At 35.3% G+C, this 21699-nt stretch carries 20 protein-coding genes and 1 riboswitch; of the genes, 16 read left to right on the forward strand and 4 right to left on the reverse strand.

Features of this window, described 5'->3' with window-relative positions; all coding sequences use genetic code 11:
* The first annotated feature begins 7 nt into the window (after positions 1–7).
* The 11 genes from cobA (at position 8) to BMY39_RS04530 (ending at position 11440) form a co-directional block, all read left to right on the forward strand.
* A complete protein-coding gene (gene cobA, locus BMY39_RS04480; RefSeq protein WP_092576058.1) occupies positions 8–769 on the forward strand; it encodes a uroporphyrinogen-III C-methyltransferase in 762 nt (253 codons plus the stop codon).
* Positions 770–772: 3 nt separating this feature from the next.
* Positions 773–1357: a precorrin-2 dehydrogenase/sirohydrochlorin ferrochelatase family protein gene (locus BMY39_RS04485; RefSeq protein ID WP_092576061.1), complete on the forward strand. Its 585-nt coding sequence runs from the start codon at positions 773–775 to the stop codon at positions 1355–1357.
* Between the two features lies 1 nt (position 1358).
* Entirely contained in the window at positions 1359–2411 is a 1053-nt protein-coding gene (locus BMY39_RS04490; protein WP_092576064.1) for an NAD(P)/FAD-dependent oxidoreductase, read from the forward strand.
* 98 nt (positions 2412–2509) lie between these two features.
* The gene (epsC, locus tag BMY39_RS04495; protein WP_245738165.1) at positions 2510–3256 is read left to right on the forward strand and encodes a serine O-acetyltransferase EpsC; all 747 of its coding nucleotides are present in this window, start codon (positions 2510–2512) and stop codon (positions 3254–3256) included.
* Positions 3240–4130 (forward strand): cysteine synthase CysM, encoded by an 891-nt coding sequence (cysM, locus tag BMY39_RS04500; protein ID WP_092576068.1) that lies wholly within the window; start codon positions 3240–3242, stop codon positions 4128–4130. Before epsC ends, cysM begins: the two co-directional genes overlap by 17 nt.
* A 75-nt stretch (positions 4131–4205) precedes the next feature.
* A riboswitch (SAM riboswitch) is annotated at positions 4206–4314 on the forward strand.
* Positions 4315–4365: 51 nt separating this feature from the next.
* The gene (locus tag BMY39_RS04505) at positions 4366–5385 is read left to right on the forward strand and encodes a homocysteine S-methyltransferase family protein (RefSeq protein WP_092576073.1); all 1020 of its coding nucleotides are present in this window, start codon (positions 4366–4368) and stop codon (positions 5383–5385) included.
* 6 nt (positions 5386–5391) lie between these two features.
* Positions 5392–8064, forward strand: a complete 2673-nt coding sequence (gene metH / locus BMY39_RS04510) for a methionine synthase (protein ID WP_092576078.1) — start codon at positions 5392–5394, stop codon at positions 8062–8064.
* Positions 8065–8161: 97 nt separating this feature from the next.
* On the forward strand, positions 8162–9118 hold the full coding sequence (metF, locus tag BMY39_RS04515; protein WP_092576083.1) for a methylenetetrahydrofolate reductase [NAD(P)H]: 957 nt from the start codon (positions 8162–8164) through the stop codon (positions 9116–9118).
* A 30-nt stretch (positions 9119–9148) separates the two neighbouring features.
* Positions 9149–10246 (forward strand): acyloxyacyl hydrolase, encoded by a 1098-nt coding sequence (locus tag BMY39_RS04520; protein ID WP_092576086.1) that lies wholly within the window; start codon positions 9149–9151, stop codon positions 10244–10246.
* Positions 10247–10258: 12 nt separating this feature from the next.
* On the forward strand, positions 10259–10687 hold the full coding sequence (locus BMY39_RS04525) for a VOC family protein (protein WP_092576089.1): 429 nt from the start codon (positions 10259–10261) through the stop codon (positions 10685–10687).
* 6 nt (positions 10688–10693) lie between these two features.
* The gene (locus BMY39_RS04530) at positions 10694–11440 is read left to right on the forward strand and encodes a head GIN domain-containing protein (protein ID WP_092576092.1); all 747 of its coding nucleotides are present in this window, start codon (positions 10694–10696) and stop codon (positions 11438–11440) included.
* Here BMY39_RS04530 and BMY39_RS04535 read toward each other — a convergent pair.
* From BMY39_RS04535 to gldA, 3 genes are all read right to left on the reverse strand, one after another.
* The gene (locus BMY39_RS04535) at positions 11426–12613 is read right to left on the reverse strand and encodes an acetate/propionate family kinase (RefSeq protein WP_092576095.1); all 1188 of its coding nucleotides are present in this window, start codon (positions 12611–12613) and stop codon (positions 11426–11428) included. The two genes, BMY39_RS04530 and BMY39_RS04535, sit on opposite strands and share 15 nt — an antisense overlap.
* A 1-nt stretch (position 12614) precedes the next feature.
* Positions 12615–14705 (reverse strand): phosphate acetyltransferase, encoded by a 2091-nt coding sequence (pta, locus tag BMY39_RS04540; RefSeq protein WP_092576098.1) that lies wholly within the window; start codon positions 14703–14705, stop codon positions 12615–12617.
* 207 nt (positions 14706–14912) lie between these two features.
* Complete coding sequence (gene gldA, locus BMY39_RS04545) at positions 14913–15806, reverse strand: gliding motility-associated ABC transporter ATP-binding subunit GldA (protein WP_092576101.1); 894 nt, start codon at positions 15804–15806, stop codon at positions 14913–14915.
* A 282-nt stretch (positions 15807–16088) separates the two neighbouring features.
* Here gldA and BMY39_RS04550 point away from each other — a divergent pair, with 282 nt between their 5' ends.
* The 4 genes from BMY39_RS04550 (at position 16089) to BMY39_RS04565 (ending at position 20348) form a co-directional block, all read left to right on the forward strand.
* Positions 16089–16916, forward strand: a complete 828-nt coding sequence (locus BMY39_RS04550) for a prephenate dehydratase (RefSeq protein WP_092576104.1) — start codon at positions 16089–16091, stop codon at positions 16914–16916.
* Complete coding sequence (locus BMY39_RS04555; protein WP_092576109.1) at positions 16913–18058, forward strand: pyridoxal phosphate-dependent aminotransferase; 1146 nt, start codon at positions 16913–16915, stop codon at positions 18056–18058. The genes BMY39_RS04550 and BMY39_RS04555 overlap by 4 nt, the downstream gene beginning before the upstream one ends.
* Positions 18059–18169: 111 nt before the next feature.
* Complete coding sequence (locus tag BMY39_RS04560) at positions 18170–19021, forward strand: prephenate dehydrogenase (RefSeq protein ID WP_092576112.1); 852 nt, start codon at positions 18170–18172, stop codon at positions 19019–19021.
* Positions 19022–19265: 244 nt separating this feature from the next.
* Positions 19266–20348, forward strand: coding sequence for a bifunctional 3-deoxy-7-phosphoheptulonate synthase/chorismate mutase type II (locus tag BMY39_RS04565; RefSeq protein ID WP_092576118.1), 1083 nt, complete (start codon positions 19266–19268; stop codon positions 20346–20348).
* A gap of 53 nt (positions 20349–20401) precedes the next feature.
* Here BMY39_RS04565 and BMY39_RS04570 read toward each other — a convergent pair whose 3' ends face one another.
* Entirely contained in the window at positions 20402–20851 is a 450-nt protein-coding gene (locus BMY39_RS04570; RefSeq protein WP_092576123.1) for a hypothetical protein, read from the reverse strand.
* Between the two features lie 187 nt (positions 20852–21038).
* Between BMY39_RS04570 and BMY39_RS04575 the strand changes: the two genes are divergently transcribed.
* Complete coding sequence (locus BMY39_RS04575) at positions 21039–21671, forward strand: carboxypeptidase-like regulatory domain-containing protein (RefSeq protein WP_092576128.1); 633 nt, start codon at positions 21039–21041, stop codon at positions 21669–21671.
* The last annotated feature ends 28 nt before the right edge of the window (positions 21672–21699 follow it).

The raw sequence follows: 21699 nt of genomic DNA on the forward strand, positions 1-21699 counted from the left end.
TATAGTTATGAGTATTAAAAGCCCAAAGTTAACTGTTGTAGGTGCAGGTCCTGGAGACGAAGATTTAATAACCTTAAAAGCTATTAAGGCTATAAAATCTGCAAATGTTATTTTATTCGATGCACTTATCAACGAATCTTTGCTAAAATATGCTGCTGATGATGCAGAACTTATTTTTGTAGGGAAGCGTAAGGGCTGTTATGCGTTTCAGCAAGAACAAATTAATGAACTCATTGTTTCAAAAGCCAAAGAAAAAGGGCATGTGGTGCGTTTAAAAGGTGGAGATCCATTTATTTTTGGTCGTGGTGCTGAAGAGATTGATTATGTAAGGCAGTTTGGTTTAGAAACTTTTGTAGTTCCTGGAATCTCATCATCAGCGGCGGTTCCTGCATACCAAGGTATTCCTTTAACTAAGCGTGGCGCATCTGAAAGTTTCTGGGTAATAACAGGAACAACGAAGCAGCATAAACTATCAACAGATGTGGCTTTGGCTGCAAAATCAACAGCTACTATTGTGATTTTAATGGGTATGGGTAAGCTGTCTGAAATCGTTAAGATTTTTTCTAAGGAAAATAAACAGAATACTGCTATAGCCATTATTCAGAACGGTACAAGAGAGAATGAGAATGTGGGTATTGGTACAATTAGCACCATCGAAAAGATTGTTGAGGAAAAGGAATTAGCAAATCCAGCGATTATAATTATTGGTGATGTTGTAAAAGAAAGGGCTACACTCAATTCAATATATACCGAAGTTGTAAGTGAATAAATTATGGAACGCAATAATTTATATCCGATTTTTTTAAAAGCTAAAAGCTTAAACGTACTGATTGTTGGAGGAGGTAATGTAGCGGAAGAAAAATTAACGTTCTTATTAAAATCGAGTCCAGATGCTCATGTAACGATGGTATCGCCGATGTTTCGTGAAGGCACTAAAACACTTGCCAAAACAGGTTGTGTAACATTGGTTGAAGATGTTTATAAAAAAAAGTATTTAATTGGCAAGCATATGGTAGTAGCAACGACTGATGTTCCTGAAGTTAATGTTCAGGTATGGAAAGATTGTCGTGCTGAAGCAAAATTGGTAAATGTTGCTGATAATCCGCCGTATTGCGATTTTTATATGGGCGGCATTGTAACTAAGGGTAATGTGAAAGTTGCGATTTCAACAAATGGAAAATCGCCAACAACAGCAAAACGTCTGCGTCAGTTTTTTGAGGATGTAATTCCAGAAAACGTAGATGATCTAGTAAAGAATTTAAACGAGTACAGAAAAACAATAAAAGGTGATTTCGAAGAAAAAGTGGAAAAGCTTAACGAATTCACCAAAGGATTAATAGAGAAAAAAGAATCATAACATGATTAAGACTGATATACTTATCATAGGAGCAGGACCAACAGGTTTATTCACTGTTTTTGAAGCAGGGTTATTAAAGTTAAAATGTCATTTAATTGACGCATTACCACAACCAGGTGGGCAATGTTCAGAAATTTACCCAAAGAAACCTATTTATGATATTCCAGGTTTCCCAGAAATTTTAGCGGGAGATTTAACCAGAAATTTATTAGAGCAAGGTAAGCAATTTGAGCCTGGTTTTACCTTAGGTGAACGTGCTGAAACTATAGAAAAGCAAGAAGATGGTTCTTTTATTGTTACCACTAATAAAGGCACAAAACACCAAGCCCCAATTTTAGCTATTGCTGGAGGTTTAGGTTCTTTTGAGCCACGTAAGCCTGCAATTGACGGTTTAGCAGACTATGAGGACCGTGGTGTGGAATACATGATTAAAGATCCAGAAGTTTATAGAGACAAGCGTGTGGTAATTTCTGGTGGTGGAGATTCTGCATTAGATTGGAGTATCTTTTTAGCCGATGTGGCTGCAGAAGTTACCTTGATTCACAGAAGAAATGAGTTTAGAGGTGCATTAGATTCAGTTGAAAAAGTAGGGGAATTAACAAAAGAAGGTAAAATTAAGCTAATTACTCCTGCGGAAGTTACAGCATTACATGGTGACGGAAAGATTGAAGCTGTTACTGTTACTAAAGAAGGCGAGAGTTTTGATATTAAAACCGATCATTTTATTCCACTTTTCGGGTTGTCTCCTAAATTAGGGCCAATTGCAAATTGGGGTTTAGAGATTGAAAAGAATGCTATTAAAGTGGATAACTCTAGAAACTATCAAACTAATATTGATGGTATTTTTGCTATTGGTGATGTGAACACTTATCCAGAGAAGTTAAAGTTAATTCTTTGCGGATTTCATGAAGCCACATTAATGTGTCAAGCGGCATATAGAATTATCAATCCAGGAAAAAGATTAGTATTAAAATATACTACTGTAAGTGGTATTGATGGTTTTGATGGCTCTAGAAAAGAAGCTCCAAAAGCAGTAGTACAGGCTATTAATTAGATGAATTAAACCCTATTTGGTTTTTCAAAATCTAAACCTTTAAAAATAAATTTAATATTCCTGCAAGGTTTTTAAAACCTTGTAGGTATTTTTGTTTAATGATGAAAAGTTATAACGTTTGCTTAAAGGATACAGTTAAAACATTTACAAAACGCCTATTTTATTCATTGTTTGACTGTGAGCAGGAAGAGGAACATGGGGACTATCTTAAGGATACATTTCTAAAGATTTTATCCTCGTTGGAGATTGAAAATGGTACTGAAATCTGGGAAAGCTTTAAAAGAGAATTGCCGGAAATTAGGAAAAAGCTAGATTTAGACGCGATTGCCTTTGAAAAAAACGATCCTGCCTCGCATTGTTTAGAGGAGATTTATATGGCATACCCTGGGTTTCACGCAATATCTATTTATAGGCTAAGTCACGCTTTGTATAAGCGCGACGTTTATATTCTTCCTAGAATGATGAGTGAATATATCCACGGGATTACTGGTATAGATATTCATCCAGGAGCTACCATTGGAGAATCATTTTATATAGATCACGGAACAGGTATCGTAATTGGTGAAACATCAATTATTGGTAAAGATGTAAAAATTTATCAAGGGGTAACTTTAGGAGGTATTTCAGTCGCAAAAAGCTTAGCGAAAACCAAGCGTCATCCTACTATTGAAGATGGCGTATGCATATATGCGAACGCTACAATTTTGGGAGGAGATATAGTAATAGGTGCAAATAGTACCATTGGTGCAAACGTTTGGATTACGCAATCGGTACCAGAAAATTCTTTGGTAACCTATCAAACAGAAATTAAAATAAGACCGAAAAAGAATGGCATTCGAAAATAGTATAATTGGTCAGATAGGAAATACGCCTTTAGTGGAAGCTACACATCTTTTGAAGAAAAAGGGTGTGCGTTTGTTTTTAAAGTTAGAAGGTAATAACCCAGGAGGTAGTGTGAAAGACCGACCTGCTTTTAATATGATTAATGAGGCCTTAAAGCGAGGCGATATTAAGAAAGACGGTACCTTGGTTGAAGCAACGAGTGGCAATACAGGGATTGCTTTGGCATTTATTTCAAAACTTTTAGGCTTAAATATGGTGTTGATTATGCCTGAGAACTCTACTGAAGAACGTGTTAAAACCATGCGCGCTTATGGAGCTGAGGTTATTTTAACGCCTGCGGACATTGGTATTGAAGGGTCGCGCGATTTAGCGTTTAAGTTACGAGATGAAAAGGGGTATTTTCTTTTAAATCAGTTTGAAAACGACGATAACTGGAAGGCGCATTATAAAACTACCGGGCCAGAAATATGGCGAGATACAGAAGGGCAAATTACACATTTTGTGGCCACTATGGGCACAACTGGGACCATAATGGGGACATCTCGATTTTTAAAAGAAAAAAATCAAAATATTCAAATAGTTGGAGCTCAACCTGCAGATGGTGCTAAAATTCCTGGAATACGAAAATGGTCACCAGAGTATGTGCCAAAATTTTTCGACCGTTCTCGGGTAGATACTGTTATAGATGTGTCAGAAGAAGATGCAAAATCGACTACTATAAAGTTGGCAAAGGAAGAAGGTGTATTCGCTGGTATGAGTAGTGGCGGTTCTATGTATTGTGCATTAAAAACAGCAGAAGCTATAGATGAAGGTGTAATTGTTGCTATTATTTGCGATAGAGGAGACCGATATTTGTCGTCCACGCTATTTGAGTAGATTACATTTTTATAAATTAAGTGTGAATAAAAGAATATAGTTAGTACTTTTGTTCGCTAGTTCATTAACGTGTTAGTGTTATCAAGAAAGGTAGAGGGATTAGACCCAAAGACACCTTGGCAACCCTTTAAATTGTAAAGAAGGTGCTACGTTCTACTCCTATTATTTTGGAGACAGATAACGAATAGTATTTTTTACTTTTCTTGATGATATTGCATTTAAAGTGGTATCAAAAATGTCAAACATAAAACAGGCTTTAAAAGAACGTATTTTAGTTTTAGATGGTGCAATGGGTACCATGCTACAAGCCTATAAATTTACTGAGGAGGATTTTAGAGGTGAGCGTTTTAAGGATTACCCAACACCACTTCAAGGCAATAACGATTTATTATCCATCACACAGCCAGAGGCTATTAAAACTATTCATGGAAAGTATTTTGAAGCTGGGGCCGATATTGTAGAAACCAATACGTTTTCAGGAACTACTATTGCCATGGCCGATTATCAAATGGAAGATTTGGTATATGAGTTGAACTATGAGTCAGCTAAAATAGCCAAGGAAGTAGCTGATGAATTTACAGCAAAAGAACCTCACAAACCACGTTTTGTGGCGGGATCTATTGGACCAACAAATAGAACAGCCAGCATGTCGCCTGATGTAAACGATCCTGGATATCGTGCTGTTACCTTTGATGAATTACGAATTGCTTATAAACAGCAAGTTGAAGCATTAGTTGATGGCGGTGTAGATTTACTATTAGTAGAAACCGTGTTTGACACCTTAAATGCAAAAGCTGCTTTATTTGCTATTGAAGAAGTAAAAGCTGAACGAAAGATAGATATTCCAATTATGCTTAGTGGTACCATTACTGATGCTTCTGGGAGGACCTTATCAGGGCAGACAGCTGAAGCATTTTTAATCTCAGTGTCGCATGTGCCGTTATTATCGGTTGGATTTAATTGTGCTTTAGGAGCAAACTTATTGCAGCCACATTTAGAAGCCATTGCCAATAAAACCGACTTTGCCATTTCAGCACATCCTAATGCAGGTTTGCCAAATGCTTTTGGAGAGTACGACGAAACGCCAGAGCAAATGGGAGAGCAAATTGAAGAGTATTTAAAAAAGAATTTAATTAATATTATTGGAGGCTGTTGCGGCACAAGTCCAGAACATATTAAAGTAATTGCAACTATAGCTGCGAAATACAAACCACGTCAAGCTGTTAAACTAAGCGAGGTAGAGGTATCCCATTAAAGAAGAATGAAAGTAAAGCAAACAAAATATATGAAGTTGTCTGGTTTAGAACCGTTGGTTTTAAACGAGAACAGCAATTTTATAAATGTAGGTGAACGTACCAATGTTGCAGGTTCTAGAAAGTTTCTTCGGTTAATAAAAGAGGAAAAGTTTGATGAGGCACTGGACATTGCACGTCATCAGGTTGATGGTGGTGCACAAATTATCGACATAAATATGGACGATGGTTTAATAGATGGTAAAGAAGCCATGGTGCGCTTTTTAAACTTAATTGCTGCAGAGCCTGATATTTGTCGCGTACCTATTATGATTGACTCTTCCAAATGGGAGATTATTGAAGCCGGACTTCAGGTGGTTCAGGGAAAATGTGTGGTGAATTCTATTTCACTCAAAGAAGGTGAAGAAAAATTTATTTGGGAAGCGACTCAAATTAAGCGATACGGTGCGGCGGTGATTGTAATGGCATTTGATGAAGTAGGGCAAGCCGATAACTACGAAAGGCGTATAGAAATTGCGAAAAGATCTTATGATATTTTGGTAAATAAAGTTGGTTTTCCTTCAGAAGATATCATATTCGATTTAAATATATTTCCTGTGGCCACTGGAATGGAAGAACACCGAAGAAACGCCATAGATTTTATTGAAGCCACACGTTGGGTTCGCGAAAATCTAGAAAATGTTTCTGTAAGTGGAGGTGTAAGTAACGTGTCCTTTTCGTTTAGAGGAAATAACGGTGTTCGCGAAGCAATGCATTCTGTGTTTTTATACCACGCCATTCAAAATGGTATGAACATGGGAATTGTAAATCCTACGATGTTGGAGGTTTACGATGATATTCCAAAGGATTTATTGGAGCATGTAGAAGATGTTATTTTAGATAGACGTGATGACGCTACCGAACGATTACTGGATTTTGCTGAAACTGTAAAAGGCTCTAAGGCTGAAAAAACGGTTGATTTAACTTGGCGAGAGGGCTCAATTCAAGATAGAATAACACATGCTTTGGTAAAGGGGATTGACGCCTTTATTATTGAGGATGTTGAGCAAGCGCGACAAGAAGCATCAAAACCAATTGAAGTCATTGAAGGGCATTTAATGATTGGAATGAATGTGGTTGGTGATTTATTTGGTGCTGGAAAAATGTTTTTGCCGCAAGTAGTGAAATCTGCCCGTGTGATGAAAAAGGCAGTGGCGTATTTAAATCCGTTTATTGAAGCCGAAAAAACGGATAAATCAGAACCAGTGGGAAAGATTTTAATGGCTACCGTAAAAGGCGATGTGCATGATATTGGTAAAAATATTGTGAGTGTGGTATTGGCTTGTAACAATTACGAAATTGTAGATTTAGGTGTTATGGTGCCGCCAGAAAAAATCATTGAAACGGCTATTAGTGAGCGTGTAGATGCTATTGGATTATCTGGCTTAATTACACCTTCGTTAGATGAGATGGTGTATTTGGCTAAGGAGATGCAAAATAAAAACTTTGAAGTGCCATTGCTAATTGGTGGTGCAACAACATCAAAAGCACATACAGCAGTTAAAATTGATACACAATATGAAAATGCGGTGGTACATGTAAATGATGCGTCTAGAGCAGTAACTGTTGTTGGTGACTTGTTAAATAAGAAAACGGCACACGAGTATACAGCGAAGTTGAAGAAGGATTATGACGAATTCCGAACGAAATTTTTAAAGCGTGGTAAAGAGAAGTCTTATATTTCGATTGAAGAAGCGCGAAAAAGAAAATATAAAATAGATTGGAATACTTCTGAAATCGTGAAACCAAAGGAATTGGGCGTTCAAATTTTGAAGCAATTAAGCTTAAAGGAGTTATTGCCTTTTATAGATTGGAGTCCGTTTTTTAGAAGCTGGGATTTACACGGTAAATATCCAGATATTTTAAAAGATGAAATGGTTGGAGAACAAGCTACGCAGTTGTTTGAAGATGCCCAAGAGATGATACAGCATATTGTTGCAAAACAATTATTGAAGCCTAAAGCGGTATTTGGATTGTTTGAAGCAAATGCTATAAATGAAGATGATATTTCGGTACAGAAAAAGGGTAAAGAAATTGCAGTTTTTAGAACATTACGTCAGCAATTAAAAAAGCGAGAAGGTATTCCTAATTTAGCTTTAGCAGATTTTATTGCACCAAATAATACTGGTAAGACCGATTACATGGGTGCATTTTGTGTGGGTATTTTTGGAGCTCAAGAACTTGCAGATGCTTATAAGGCTAAAGATGATGATTATAACGCCATTATGGCTCAGGCGATAGCCGATAGATTCGCTGAAGCTTTTTCAGAATATTTGCATAAACAAATAAGAACAAAACATTGGGGTTATGCGGCTGATGAGGATTTGACAAACCAAGATTTAATAAAAGAAAGTTATAAAGGTATTCGTCCTGCACCGGGGTATCCTGCGTGTCCAGATCATTTAGAAAAGGAAACTATTTGGGACTTATTGGAGGTTGAAAAACGTATAGGTGTAACCTTAACCGAAAGTTTAGCGATGTGGCCAGCAGCTGCGGTTTCAGGCTATTATTTTGCAAACCCCGAAGCTAAATATTTTGGGTTAGGTAAAATAACAGACGACCAATTAACCGATTATGCGGAGCGAAAAGGCATAACCAAGGAGAAAGCTAGAAAATGGTTACACCCTAATTTAGCAGAATAGCCCGCGTTAGCGATTGTAGAGGCATCCTTTTTTGAGGCACGATAAAAAGATATAACGGAAAGCGCGACCCGATAGGGGAACGCCCAAGAATAATAAAATGAAGGTAACAGACCATATAAAGAACGCGAAAGGAAAAGCATTGTTTTCCTTTGAGGTAATTCCGCCTAAGAAGGGGAAAAATATTCAGGATTTGTATAATAATATTGATCCGTTAATGGAGTTTAACCCCCCGTTTATTGATGTAACAACGTCTAGGGAAGAGTATGTGTATATTAATAAAGGCAATGGTTTACTGGATAAGCGAATAACAAGAATGCGCCCCGGAACGGTGGGTATTTGCGCCTCTATTATGCATAAGTATCAAGTGGATGCAATTCCGCATTTATTGTGTGGTGGTTTCACGAAAGAGGAGACCGAATATGTGTTGGTAGATTGTCATTATTTAGGCATTGAAAACGTCATGGCATTGCGAGGCGATTCCATGAAAGACGAACCTTATTTTAAGCCTTGTGATGGAGGGCATGCTTATGCAAGTGGGCTTGTTGAGCAGATAGCAAAACTAAACCGCGGTAAATATTTACATGATGAGGTGGAAGCAGAACATTATTCGGATTTTTGTATTGGTGTAGCTGGCTATCCTGAAAAGCATATGGAAGCGCCTTCTTTAGCGACTGATTTAAAACGTTTAAAAGCGAAAGTAGATGCTGGAGCAGATTATGTGGTTACCCAAATGTTTTTTGATAACCAGAAGTATTTTGACTTTGTTGAAAAAGCAAGAGAGATTGGAATTAATGTGCCTATTATTCCAGGAATAAAGCCTATTGCTGTAAAGCGTCATTTACAATTATTACCTCAGGTTTTTAAAATTGATTTACCTCAAGATTTGATTGATGCCGTTGAGAATTGTAAAGACAATAAAGCGGTAAGGCAAGTTGGTGTGGAGTTTGCGATTCAGCAGTCTAAAGAGTTGTTAGATTTTGGAGTACCTGTGTTACATTACTACTCCATGGGAAAAAGTGATAATATTAAGGTAGTTGCTGATGCATTGTTTTAAATATTACATTTGCGGTGTAGAATCCCCAAGATGAAGTTAGTATATACCTGCCTTTTCTTTTTAAGTTTTACGTGTTTGTTCGCACAAGACAAAACGCACTCTTCTTATTTAGACTTAAATTATTTTCGAGGAAATATTGCACTTCATAATAATGATATTCTGCATTTAATTCAAGGCCATCCTGAAGGCTATATTTTGAGTTGGAATAAAAAAACTTATGGTTTTAGCGATTGGGAGCAACGTTACAATTACCCTGATTATGGTGTGACTTATGCGTATCAAAACATGAAAAATGATGTTTTGGGTTCTGTGTCTTCGCTGTATGCACATTATAATTTCTATTTTTTTAATAGGAATTTGATGTTGCGTATCGGGCAAGGATTAGCCTATGCAGAAGAAACTTATAATAAGGAAACTAACTTTCGAAACATAGCTTACGGTACACGCCTCATGAGTAGTACATTTGTGATGCTTAATTATAAAAAAGAGCGGATTATAGACAGGTTTGGTGTACAAGCTGGGTTTTCCTTAATTCATTATTCCAATGCTAATGTAAGAGCACCAAATGCGAGTACAAATACGCTTGCTTTTAATTTAGGGGTGACGTATAATTTGGATGAGGAAGAACCTGAATATCAACAAACGTTAGATTCTAATGACAGCAAATTCGCAGAATCCATAAAGTATAATTTGGTTTTTAGAAGTGGTGTTAATGAGAGTGATGTTGTTGGAAGTGGTCAATTTCCATTTTATATTTTTTCTGGGTATGCTGATAAACGCATCAACAGAAAAAGTGCATTGCAATTGGGTGTGGATGTTTTCTTTTCAAACTTTTTAAAAGAACTAATTTATTTTAAAAGTGTTTCGTTTCCTGAAGAAAACGTTTCAGGCGATGAAGATTATAAGCGCGTAGGTATTTTTGCGGGACATGAATTGTTTGTTAATAAAACATCATTGCTAACACAGTTTGGGTATTATATTTATTATCCTTTTGATTTTGAAGGTCGCACCTATTTGAGAATAGGATTAAAACGTTATTTTGGAAAAAAATGGTTTGGAGCTTTAACTTTAAAATCACATGGAGCTAAAGCTGAAGCAGTAGAACTTGGTTTTGGAATAAGACTATAAATACTTTATAAAATGGAACAAAGATTAACGATTGTTGGTTTAGGTGTAAACGATTTAGAAGTGTCTTCTACGTTTTATGAAGAAAAATTTGGCTGGAAAAAGATGGGCTCTAGCAATGAAAACATCACATTTTTTCAGCTTAACGGTATCTTATTGTCCCTATATCCAAAAGAAAAATTAGCTAAGGATGCTACTGTGAGCCCTAAAGGCGAAGGTTTTAAAGGGTTTTCGTTGGCATACAATACTGGAAGCGAAGCCGAAGTGGATGAATTGATTACAACATTGAAAGGCAAAGGTGTGAAAATTGTAAAGCAGCCAGAAAAAGTGTTTTGGGGTGGCTATAGTAGTTATATTGCTGATCCAGACGACAATCTTTGGGAAATAGCATTCAACCCTTTTTTGCCATTAGATGAAAATGGAAATGCCATAAATCAGGAATAAATTAAAATGAAGCTAATACGATACATAGTGTTTTTTATTTTAGTTTTTGCTTGTGATAGCGAAAATGCTGGGGATTGCTTTCAAAAAACGGGTAATATCATTCAGCAAGATATCACGGTTGGAGCTTTTACAAAAATATTGGTAAATCGTGATATAGAACTTATTGTAAAGCAAGGACTAAATCAAAAAGTGGTTATAGAAACAGGAGAAAATCTGCTAAACGATGTTACGGCAGAAGTTATTGAAGATAGATTAATCTTAACAGATAACAATACCTGCAATTACATACGTGATTATGGTATTACAAAAGTATACATCATATCACCCAATATTACTGAAATTCGCAGTTCAACTCAATATAATATAAGTTCTGATGGCGTGCTAACTTATCCTAATTTGACCTTGCTATCTGAAGATTTTGGCGCACCAGATACTTTTACTAACGCTAATTTTAATATAGAAGTTGATAACGAGAGGTTAAGATTAGTATTCAATAATCTTTCTAACGCCTTTATTACTGGAGAAACAGAAAATTTATCGGTTACCTTTGCAGCAGGTACATCACGTTTTGAAGGGCGAAATTTAGTGGCTCAAAATATTTCAATTTGGAACCGATCGTCCAACGATATGATTCTTAATCCACAACAAGAAATTAAAGGTAGAATTTCAGGAACTGGGGACGTTATATGTGTTAATACACCTCCCGTAGTTGATGTAGAAGAACAATATAAAGGGCGTTTAATTTTTGAATAAACTCATTGACTGCTTAGCAATTTCTAACTCTTCGTTGGTAGGAATAATCAAAACTTTCACTTTCGAGTACTTTGCGCTTACATCAGTTAATATGCTAGGTCTTACTTTGTTTTTTTCAGCGTCAATAGAAATACCCAAATAGTCTAAATCTTCGCAGATACGTTCTCTCATTGAAGGAGAATTTTCGCCAATACCCGCTGTAAATACTATAGCATCCAGCCCGTTCATTATGGCTGTATAACTACCTATGTATTTTTTTATACGATAGGCATTCATATATAATGCCAATTGACAATCCTTATCACCTTCTAAGGCTTTTGCTTCAATTTCGCGTAAATCGCTATGCCCTGTTAAGCCTAACATACCACTTTTCTTTTGAAGAATTGTGTTTATTTCTTTTAAAGAATAACCAAATTTTTCTGCAAGGTGAAAGATGATAGCTGGATCGATATCTCCTGAGCGTGTTCCCATTATTAAACCAGAAACAGGTGAAAAGCCCAAAGTGTGTTCTATACTTTTACCATCTTTTATTGCAGTCATACTACAGCCATTTCCTAGATGAATAGTTATAATTTTTGAGTTTTCTTTTCCAAGATATTCAATGGCTTTTTCAGATACATATTTATGACTTGTACCATGAAATCCGTATAATCTAATATGATGTTTTTCTAGGAATTCGTTTGGAATTGCGTATTTATAAGCATGCTTTGGAATGCTTTGATGAAAAGCTGTATCAAAAACAGCTACTTGTTTTGCATTGGGGAAAATAGCCTCTGCAACTTCAATACCTTCTAAATTAGGAGGATTATGTAAAGGCGCTAGAGAGGATAACGCTTTTATTTTTTCCTTAACTTTTGCTGTGATTTCGGTGGTGTCGCTAAAATATTTACCCCCGTGTACCACACGATGTCCAACAATATCAATGTCATCAGTAGATTTAATTATACCAGTATCCTTGTTCAATAACTGTTTTGATAACAACTCTAAACCTATTTTATGGTTTAAAATAGGGGTAACAACTTCAATTGTGTCTTTTCCAGTTTTGAATTTGAATTTGGCATCTTCAAAACCTATACGTTCAATTAAACCAGAGCATAAAATGGTAGCTTCCGGCATTGAAAATAATTGAAATTTTAGAGATGAACTCCCTGAATTTAAAACAAGTACTTGCATGTTAAAGATCTTGTGCTTGAATAGCGGTTATAATTACGGTACTGTAAATATCATCAGCGGTACAACCTCTACTTAAGTCGTTTACAGGTTTGTTTAGGCCTTGTAGCATTGGTCCAATGGCTAAAGCACCAGTTTCGCGTTGTACAGCTTTATAGGTGTTATTACCTGTATTTAAATCTGGAAAAATTAAAACACTAGCTTGCCCTGCAACTTCAGAGTCTGGTAATTTGCTTTTTCCAATTCGCATATCTACAGCCGCATCATATTGAATAGGACCTTCAATTTTTAAATCGGGATCTTGGGCTTTTGCTATTTCGGTTGCTTTTCTCACCTTATCGACATCTTCGCCTTTTCCTGAAGCTCCTGAAGAATAGGATAGCATTGCTACTTTAGGCTCAATACCAAAATCTCTAGCAGTTTTAGCAGAAGAAATGGCTATTTCGGCCAGTTGTTCAGCATTTGGATTTGGATTTATAGCACAATCTCCAAAAATAGAGACTCTATCTTCCAGACACATAAAAAATACAGAAGATACTATATTCACACCAGGTTTGGTTTTAATAAATTGTAGTGCAGGCCGTAATGTATGTGCAGTTGTGTGCAATGCTCCTGATACCATTCCGTCTGCATGTCCTTTGTATATCATCATGGTTGCGAAGTATGACACATCGGCCATTGCATCCTTAGCCATATCTAGGTTTATATTTTTATGCTTCCTAAGTTCGTAAAATGTATTGGTATAATCGTCAAAGTGAGGTGATGTTAGGGGTGAAATTATACTTACTTTTGCTAAATCTAAAGTAATATCTAATTTTTCAATTTTCTCTTTTATTATAGTTTCATCACCAATTAATGTAAGGTCTACAACTTGAGCATCTATTAATCTAGATGCAGCTCTTAATACGCGTTCATCAGAACCTTCGGGAAGTACAATGTGCTTTTTATTCTTTAGAGCACGTTGTAGCAATGTGTACTGAAACATTCGAGGCGTGAAAATATCTGACTTAAACGTAATTAAATCATTTGACAATTTATCGGTATTCACATATTTCTCGAATGTAGAGATAGAAGTTTCAATTTTTTCAATATTTTCTGCATAAATCTTAGATTTTATTTTTCCTATCTCGTTAGCTACGGCAAAAGTGCCCTTCTTAACGTTAATAATAGGAACAACACTAGATAATCCTTCTATTAACTTTAGGATAGTGTCCTCAGGAATAAGGCCTCCAGTTAAAATAATTCCAGATATTTTCGGATAATTTTTTGAGACATGTGCTTGTAATGCACCCAAAATAATATCAGCTCTATCCCCAGCAGTAATAACTAAACAATCATCTTTTAGTCTACCAAGATAATTGCGTAACTGCATCGTGGCAACATTATAATTGTCAACTTGGTTATTAAGCATATCACTACCAAGAAGTACGTTTCCGTCAAGCTTCTTTATAATCTCTTTTATTGTAGGACTTGATAAGCTTTGAATTTTTGGAATTACGGTAATGTCTGTTCCAGACGTAATACGGGTTTTTAAGATGGATTTAAGTTGGGATACGTCCTCTATTTTAACCTTATTTGTCATTATAGACAATACGTCAACTTCTTCTTTAAAGGTGTCATGGGCGAGTTGAACATTATCAGCTATTTCAGACAGTTCAATACCGTCGCCTTTTGAAACAATGATTACGGGAAGCCCAAGATTTTTGGAGATTAGTATATTGATGTCTAATTCTAAACTTGAATTTTCATGAGAAAAATCGGTTCCCTCTACTAAAACAATGTCAAAACGTTCTTCTAAGTATTTATATTTTTTTATAACATGGTCTATAACATCTCCAGACTTACCTTTGTTGTATAAATCTAAAACTTCACTTCGTGTGTAAGCAAATGTTTTTTTGTAGTTAATATCTAATTCAAAATAGGATACTACGGTATTTATATGGTTGTCTAGCTCTCCGTTTTTGGTATCTTCAATAATTGGTCTAAAATATCCTACTTTGGCAGTTTTTCCAAGTAACATACGCATAAGGCCTAAAACTACTACTGATTTACCACTATTAGGCTCAATGGTTGCTACATAAATTCCTTTACTCATAATTTTTCGTGCTACAAAAACTCTACGGTTTATATTGTTTTCTTGATATTATGTTTATTAATATGCCGGCAAAATTAATATCTTAATATGGTCTTAAAGATGATTTTTGTCATAAATCGTACAATTGGGTAACCAAGTTAATAAAATTGAATTTTTTCATATTTTTTTTATTATCTATTAAAAAATAGGAGTTTAAATTAACAATAATTAATCGTTAGTTAAATCTCTAAACAAACTTTCTAAACTGGCATTCTTTTGGTTTAGCTGTAAAATCTTCAATTGGTTGTCATGTGCAAAATCAAATACGTAAGAACGCATGTCTTCTGAAGTTTTAAAGGTGATTTCATATACAAAATCATAGGTGTTTATTACCTTTTCAACTTTAGGAAGTTTTAGTAAGAAAGCGTCTTCCACGCGATAATCAAATTCTACAACTACAGTTTGCTCTTTTTCGTTACGGAGGTCTTTAAGTTTTTTGTCAGCCACAATTTCACCTTTATTGATAATGATAACCCTGTCGCACATGGCTTCTACTTCTTGCATAATATGTGTAGAAAGAAAGACGGTTTTTGTTTTTCCGATGGATTTAATCAAATTTCTGATATCAATCAATTGGTTTGGGTCTAATCCCGTAGTGGGTTCATCAAGAATTAAAACCTCTGGGTCGTGCAATAAAGCGGTTGCTAAACCTACGCGTTGCCGGTACCCTTTAGAGAGTTGTCCTATTTTTTTGCGAATTTCTGGAGTTAACCCCGTCATTTCAATAACGTCTGCTATTCTCGATTTGTCTACTTTATAAATATTAGCATTAAAAGCCAAATACTCTTTAATGTACATGTCTAAATACAGTGGATTGTGCTCCGGAAGGTATCCTACACTTTTTTGAATGTCTTGAGGCGTGTCAATATCAAAACTATTAACTTTGGTAGTACCGGATGAAGGTTGAATATAAGTGGTTAAAATCTTCATCATTGTGGATTTACCGGCGCCATTGGGTCCTAAAAAGCCCACAATTTCAGGTTGTGCTACATTAAATGATATGTTGTTTAAGGCTTTTTGGTTGCCGTATAGTTTTGATACACCGTTTACTTCAATAGACATATTGCGGAATTGTTTTGTCAAAAATAATGATTCTGTAATGTAATTTGAATTTTGTTATAAATTCTTTAAAACTTTTCAGAAATGAAGAAAAAAGGTTTTATAGTATTTTGATTTCTTGAAATATTAGTTACTTTAGCCGACGTAATTATGAGAACAACAACGTATTATACATATTTTAACTTTTTTTATTTCTTTTTTAGCAAAGAAATCGAGACGTTGTGTGTATAATTAAGTAAGAATATATATGAATGCAAGTCTCGATGAAAATCGAGACTTTTTTTTATGATTAATACAGTAGCCATACAAGGAATAAGAGGTAGTTTTCACCACATAGTGTCACAGGAGTTTTTTAACAAACCTGTTGATATAATTGAGTGCATGACTTTTGATAGGGTAGTAAACGCCCTAATTAACCAAGAATGTGATGCTGCTATAATGGCTTTAGAGAATTCTATTGCGGGTTCTATAATTCCTAATTATGCATTAATCGATGATTATCATTTACATATTGTAGGTGAACATTATTTAGATATTCAGCATAATTTAATGGCATTGCCAAATCAAAGAATTGAAGACATAAAAGAAGTGTATTCGCACCCAATGGCATTATTGCAATGTAAGGACTTTTTTAAGGATTATCCGCATATCAAATTAGTTGAAGATAAAGATACTGCTGAGGTTGCAGAACGTATTCAAAAGCATAATTTAAAGCACGTAGGAGCTATTGCTAGTGTTTTGGCTGCTGATATTTTTGAGCTTGATGTTTTGGCACATAGTATTCAAACTATAAAGCATAACGAAACGCGTTTTGCTGTAGTAAAGCGTACAAATTCTGAAGTACCGCAACATGAAATTAATAAAGCTTCCATTAAGTTTGAAGCAGACCATAAGCGCGGGAGTTTAGCAACAATTTTAAATGTGATGAGTGATTGTAAGTTGAATTTAACAAAAATTCAATCGTTGCCGATCATAAAAACGCCGTGGAAATATGCATTTTTTGTCGACGTTACTTTTGAGGCTTACGAAGATTTTTCGAAGGCAAAATCGATTATCGAAATTATGGGACAAAGTTTTAAGCTGTTAGGAGAATATAAAAACGCCAAGTTATGATTGAGGTAGCAAAGCGATTACATACGGTTGAAGAATATTACTTCTCTAAAAAATTAAGGGAGGTTGGATTGCTTATTGCTAGCGGTAAACCTATCATAAATTTGGGTATAGGAAGTCCAGATATGCAGCCACCACAGAAAGTTATTGATGCAATTTCGGCTAGTTTTTCTGACCCAACTGCGCATAAATATCAGAGCTACCAGGGCTTGCCAGAATTAAGAGAAGCTATGGCTGCCTTTTACAAAACGCAGTTCGGTGTAAATGTAAATGCTACTAATGAGATTCTACCTTTAATGGGAAGTAAGGAAGGTATCATGCACATTTCAATGGCATATTTAAATGAGGGTGATGAGGTTTTGATTCCAAATCCTGGTTATCCTACATATCAATCGGTAACTAAGTTGGTTGGTGCTAAAATTGTGACTTATGATTTAGATGCATCAAATAATTGGATGCCAAATATTGAGGCGTTAGAGCAACAAGATTTAAGTAAAGTAAAATTGATGTGGGTAAACTATCCGCACATGCCAACAGGGGCAACACCAACTGCAAATGTTTTTGAAGAATTGGTTGCCTTTGCTAAACGCCATAATATTTTAGTGGTAAATGACAATCCGTATAGCTTCGTGCTAAATGATAATCCCACAAGTATATTAAATGTTGAAGGAGCCAAAGATATGTGTTTAGAGCTTAATTCTCTAAGTAAAACCTTCAATATGGCTGGGTGGCGTGTAGGAATGGTTTTAGGAAATAGTGAACATATAAGCAATATTTTGAAGGTAAAAAGCAATATGGATTCTGGAATGTTTTATGGCATTCAAAAAGGAGCAATTGAGGCTTTAAAATGTTCTAAAATGTGGTTTGTTACTTTGAATAGTGTTTACAAACGCCGTAGGGATTTGGTATGGAAATTAGCTGAAGCATTGAACTGTACATATGATAAAAGCGCAACAGGTTTGTTTGTTTGGGCTAAGTTACCACCATATTTAAAATCGGAAGAGTTTATCGATTTAGTGTTGAAGAACAATCATATTTTCATTACGCCAGGAACCATATTTGGAAGTCAGGGTGAAGGTTATATCAGATTTTCATTGTGTGCGTCCACTGAAGTTTTAGAAGAAGCTTTGGCAAGAGTGAAGTAGAGTTTACAGTAGCGCAGTTTGCAGTAATTTAGATAAAATTTGAAAAGTATAAATAAAGAATAAAAATCCGTAATAGTTTCCTCGCTTTGGGGAGGTTAGGAGGGGCTTTGTATGAAGAATATATACGCCATAGGAGTAGGTTTAATAGGAGGTAGTCTTGCTATAGATATCAAGAAGCATCGGCCTGATGTGGTAATTTATGGTATTAGTAGAAAAGATTCTACGCTTAATACGGCTTTGGAGTTGGGCTTAATTGATGAAAAAGCTACGCTTGATGACATTGAAAATGCCGACTTAGTTATTATTTCCATTCCTGTGGATGCAACGGTAAAATTATTACCAACTATTTTGGATAAAATACCAGATACTGGTTTGGTAGTTGATGCAGGGTCTACTAAAGAAGACATTTGCAAAGTGGTTGAAAACCATCCAAAACGCAGAAATTTTTTAGCAATGCATCCCATCGCAGGAACTGAACACTCTGGACCAACAGCGGCTATTGAAGGCTTGTTTAAAGGAAAAACAAATATTGTTTGTGAGGTTGAAAAAACAACATTTAAGCTACAGGAAAAGGCATTGAAATTATTTACGGATATTGGAATGCGTATTCGGTATATGAATCCTAAAGAACATGATAAGCATATTGCGTATGTTTCGCATTTATCCCACATTAGTTCGTTTATGTTGGGTAAAACGGTGATTGACAAAGAAAAGAATGAACGTGATATTTTTGATATGGCAGGAAGTGGTTTTGCTTCTACAGTGCGTTTGGCAAAAAGTTCGCCAGAAATGTGGACGCCTATTTTTAAACAGAATAAAAGTAACGTTATAGAAACCTTAGAGGAATATATTAACAACCTTACTCATTTTAAAGAATTGATGGCTGCTGATAATTTTGAAGCCATTTTTGAGGAGATGAAAAGTACCAATCATATAAAAGATATTTTGAATGGACTTATTTAAGAAAGTAGAAGTATTGTGCATGAGAATGTTTGATGGTAAATAGATCTCGCTTTAGGGATTGAACGCCTTCCACTGCACTTGGTACAGGCTAAATGTTTTAGCTTCTCGCAGAGCGTAAGTAGTGAAAGCCCAACCACTTGCACTGAGTCCGTCGAAGTGTTGTGGTAACGCCCAAATAAAGAGATAGAATAATAAAAATTAAATAGTAAATAAAACAGCTTAAGCAGCTAAATATTAAGTAAAAATGGAAAATAAGAAAGAAATGAGAGCTTGGTTGGATGATTTAGGATTGGATCATCCTTTGGTAATTGCAGGCCCTTGTAGCGCTGAAACAGAAGAGCAAGTTCTAAAAATTGCACATGAGTTAAAGGATACTGATGTTAATTATTACAGAGCTGGAATTTGGAAACCAAGAACGCGCCCGGGAAATTTTGAAGGTGTGGGGCACTTAGGCTTAAAATGGTTACAAAAAGTAAAAGCAGAAACAGGAATGAAAACCGCTACTGAGGTGGCAAATGCAAACCATGTGAAATTGGCATTAGAGCATGATATTGATTTATTGTGGATTGGAGCACGTTCTACTGTTAGTCCGTTTATTGTTCAAGAAATAGCTGATGCTTTAGAAGGTACAGATAAAATTGTTTTAGTGAAAAACCCAGTAAATCCAGATTTACCTTTGTGGTTAGGTGCTATTGAGCGTTTATATGCTTCGAATATTCAAAAATTGGGTGTTATTCATAGAGGGTTTTCTACGTATGAAAAAACAAAATATAGAAATAAACCAAAATGGCAATTGGCCATTGAATTACAAACAAGATTCCCAGATTTACCAATTATAAACGATCCGTCTCATATTACGGGTAAAAGAGATATGATTTTTGATGTGTCGCAAACAGCATTAGATTTAAACTTTGATGGGTTGATGATTGAAACGCATACCGATCCTGACAATGCATGGAGTGATGCAGCACAACAGGTAACGCCTGCTTCATTAGTACAAATTATGAAAGATTTAAAAATTAGAAAAGAGACTGATGCAGAAACCGAATACAACGCAGCACTGGATCAATTGAGAGCTCAGATTGACGTAGTTGATAATCAAATTATTGAATTATTAGGTACACGTATGAAAGCTTCTGATGGTATTGGCGCGCTTAAAAAGCAAAAAAATGTTGCGGTTTTACAAAGCAAGCGTTGGAATGAAATCTTAGGACGCATGGTTTTAGAAGGACAAGACCATGGTTTAAGTGAGGAGTTTATCTTAAAGATGTTTAAGGCGATTCACCAAGAATCTATTAATCACCAAGAGAAAATCATCAACGGATAAAACAAAACCGTTAAAATAAAAAAGCCTCCACTAAGGAGGCTTTTTTTATTACATTACTTATTTCTTCTAAATACGTATCGTGTTATAAAAATACCTTGTCCATCATCTTTTCCAGCATCACTTTCAACAGCACTGGTTACAAAAGCCAGTTCCCAGCCTTCTTCTGTCATGGCGCTTAATTTTGAGCTAACCAATGCATCGTTTGATGCAATATTTTGAAATCTAATACCACCAATATTGTAAAAATTTAAAAGCTTGGTCTCCTCAAAATCCTCAACTCTAATATCTTTTCTTTTTGATTTATTCCTTGTGTGGTCTTCTTCTGTTTGTTCAGAAGTGAATTCTTCATAGTCACGTTCAGCATTAGCTGATATTAATCGAGATCTTCCTAAACCATTGGGAACAATAGATTCAATGCTTGTAATTACTTTATATTCTACTTGCGCATTGATTTCTACAAGGCTAAACAAGCAAATCGCTACTACTAATACTAATTTTTTCATGTCGCTGAATTTTAAATTAAGATTGAATATGCTAATATAAAAATACTCCTGCTAAAAAGAAATATTTAAACTTGAAGTGTACTCTAATAAATGAAGTTAACTAATTGAAACACTACGTACACTCATTCATTCTTTATGTAAAACAGGTTTCTACATAGGTTTGCCTGATAAACCAAAAACTATAATTATGAAAACACTAATTTCTTCGCTGTTAGTGAGTGTGGCGCTCACAGCATTTTCGCAAAATAGCATTACTGGTAATGTTTCAAGTAATGAAGGTCCGCTTGTAGGAGCCAATATCATCATTAAAAACTCTGATAAGGGTACAATTTCAAACCTTGAAGGTGATTTTAAATTAAATGTTACTATTAAAGATACGCTTGTGATATCTTACTTAGGATATAAATCCGAAGAAATTGTTGTTGGGCAACACGAAAACATCAAAGTTTTATTGGAAGGAAATATTGCTTTGGATGAGGTTGAAATTATAGCTTATGGAAACTGCACGCGTTACTGTCATCTGCGTTGCGTTGTAGTTTCTACGATTTACAACGCTTCTTACAGATTAGATAAAAATTCAGAAAAACTATACCCAAATCCCTCAAAAACAGGACGATTTCAAATAAAACTAATAGACGATTATAAAAATGTAAACGTACAAGTTTACAATAGGTCTGGGCAAATAGTAAAAACGCTATCCAAGCAACCAGTATCTAAATTAGTTCACTTAGATTTAAGCCAAAGTCCTTCAGGGATGTATCTTGTAAATATTGGCGCCAATGGTAAACGCCTTACTACTAAAAAAGCGATTATAGATTAACTATTTCAACATAAATATTGTTATTTTG

The organism is Hyunsoonleella jejuensis (assembly GCF_900111025.1).
Lineage (GTDB): Bacteria > Bacteroidota > Bacteroidia > Flavobacteriales > Flavobacteriaceae > Jejuia > Jejuia jejuensis.

What these genes read in the sequence shown, in the direction of transcription:
- cobA (WP_092576058.1), top strand. Translation starts at nt 8, where the DNA reads ATGAGTATTAAAAGCCCAAAGTTAACTGTTGTAGGTGCAGGTCCTGGA.
- BMY39_RS04485 (WP_092576061.1), top strand. Translation starts at nt 773, where the DNA reads ATGGAACGCAATAATTTATATCCGATTTTTTTAAAAGCTAAAAGCTTA.
- BMY39_RS04490 (WP_092576064.1), top strand. Translation starts at nt 1,359, where the DNA reads ATGATTAAGACTGATATACTTATCATAGGAGCAGGACCAACAGGTTTA.
- epsC (WP_245738165.1), top strand. Translation starts at nt 2,510, where the DNA reads ATGATGAAAAGTTATAACGTTTGCTTAAAGGATACAGTTAAAACATTT.
- cysM (WP_092576068.1), top strand. Translation starts at nt 3,240, where the DNA reads ATGGCATTCGAAAATAGTATAATTGGTCAGATAGGAAATACGCCTTTA.
- BMY39_RS04505 (WP_092576073.1), top strand. Translation starts at nt 4,366, where the DNA reads ATGTCAAACATAAAACAGGCTTTAAAAGAACGTATTTTAGTTTTAGAT.
- metH (WP_092576078.1), top strand. Translation starts at nt 5,392, where the DNA reads ATGAAAGTAAAGCAAACAAAATATATGAAGTTGTCTGGTTTAGAACCG.
- metF (WP_092576083.1), top strand. Translation starts at nt 8,162, where the DNA reads ATGAAGGTAACAGACCATATAAAGAACGCGAAAGGAAAAGCATTGTTT.
- BMY39_RS04520 (WP_092576086.1), top strand. Translation starts at nt 9,149, where the DNA reads ATGAAGTTAGTATATACCTGCCTTTTCTTTTTAAGTTTTACGTGTTTG.
- BMY39_RS04525 (WP_092576089.1), top strand. Translation starts at nt 10,259, where the DNA reads ATGGAACAAAGATTAACGATTGTTGGTTTAGGTGTAAACGATTTAGAA.
- BMY39_RS04530 (WP_092576092.1), top strand. Translation starts at nt 10,694, where the DNA reads ATGAAGCTAATACGATACATAGTGTTTTTTATTTTAGTTTTTGCTTGT.
- BMY39_RS04535 (WP_092576095.1), bottom strand. Translation starts at nt 12,613, where the DNA reads ATGCAAGTACTTGTTTTAAATTCAGGGAGTTCATCTCTAAAATTTCAA.
- pta (WP_092576098.1), bottom strand. Translation starts at nt 14,705, where the DNA reads ATGAGTAAAGGAATTTATGTAGCAACCATTGAGCCTAATAGTGGTAAA.
- gldA (WP_092576101.1), bottom strand. Translation starts at nt 15,806, where the DNA reads ATGTCTATTGAAGTAAACGGTGTATCAAAACTATACGGCAACCAAAAA.
- BMY39_RS04550 (WP_092576104.1), top strand. Translation starts at nt 16,089, where the DNA reads ATGATTAATACAGTAGCCATACAAGGAATAAGAGGTAGTTTTCACCAC.
- BMY39_RS04555 (WP_092576109.1), top strand. Translation starts at nt 16,913, where the DNA reads ATGATTGAGGTAGCAAAGCGATTACATACGGTTGAAGAATATTACTTC.
- BMY39_RS04560 (WP_092576112.1), top strand. Translation starts at nt 18,170, where the DNA reads ATGAAGAATATATACGCCATAGGAGTAGGTTTAATAGGAGGTAGTCTT.
- BMY39_RS04565 (WP_092576118.1), top strand. Translation starts at nt 19,266, where the DNA reads ATGGAAAATAAGAAAGAAATGAGAGCTTGGTTGGATGATTTAGGATTG.
- BMY39_RS04570 (WP_092576123.1), bottom strand. Translation starts at nt 20,851, where the DNA reads ATGAAAAAATTAGTATTAGTAGTAGCGATTTGCTTGTTTAGCCTTGTA.
- BMY39_RS04575 (WP_092576128.1), top strand. Translation starts at nt 21,039, where the DNA reads ATGAAAACACTAATTTCTTCGCTGTTAGTGAGTGTGGCGCTCACAGCA.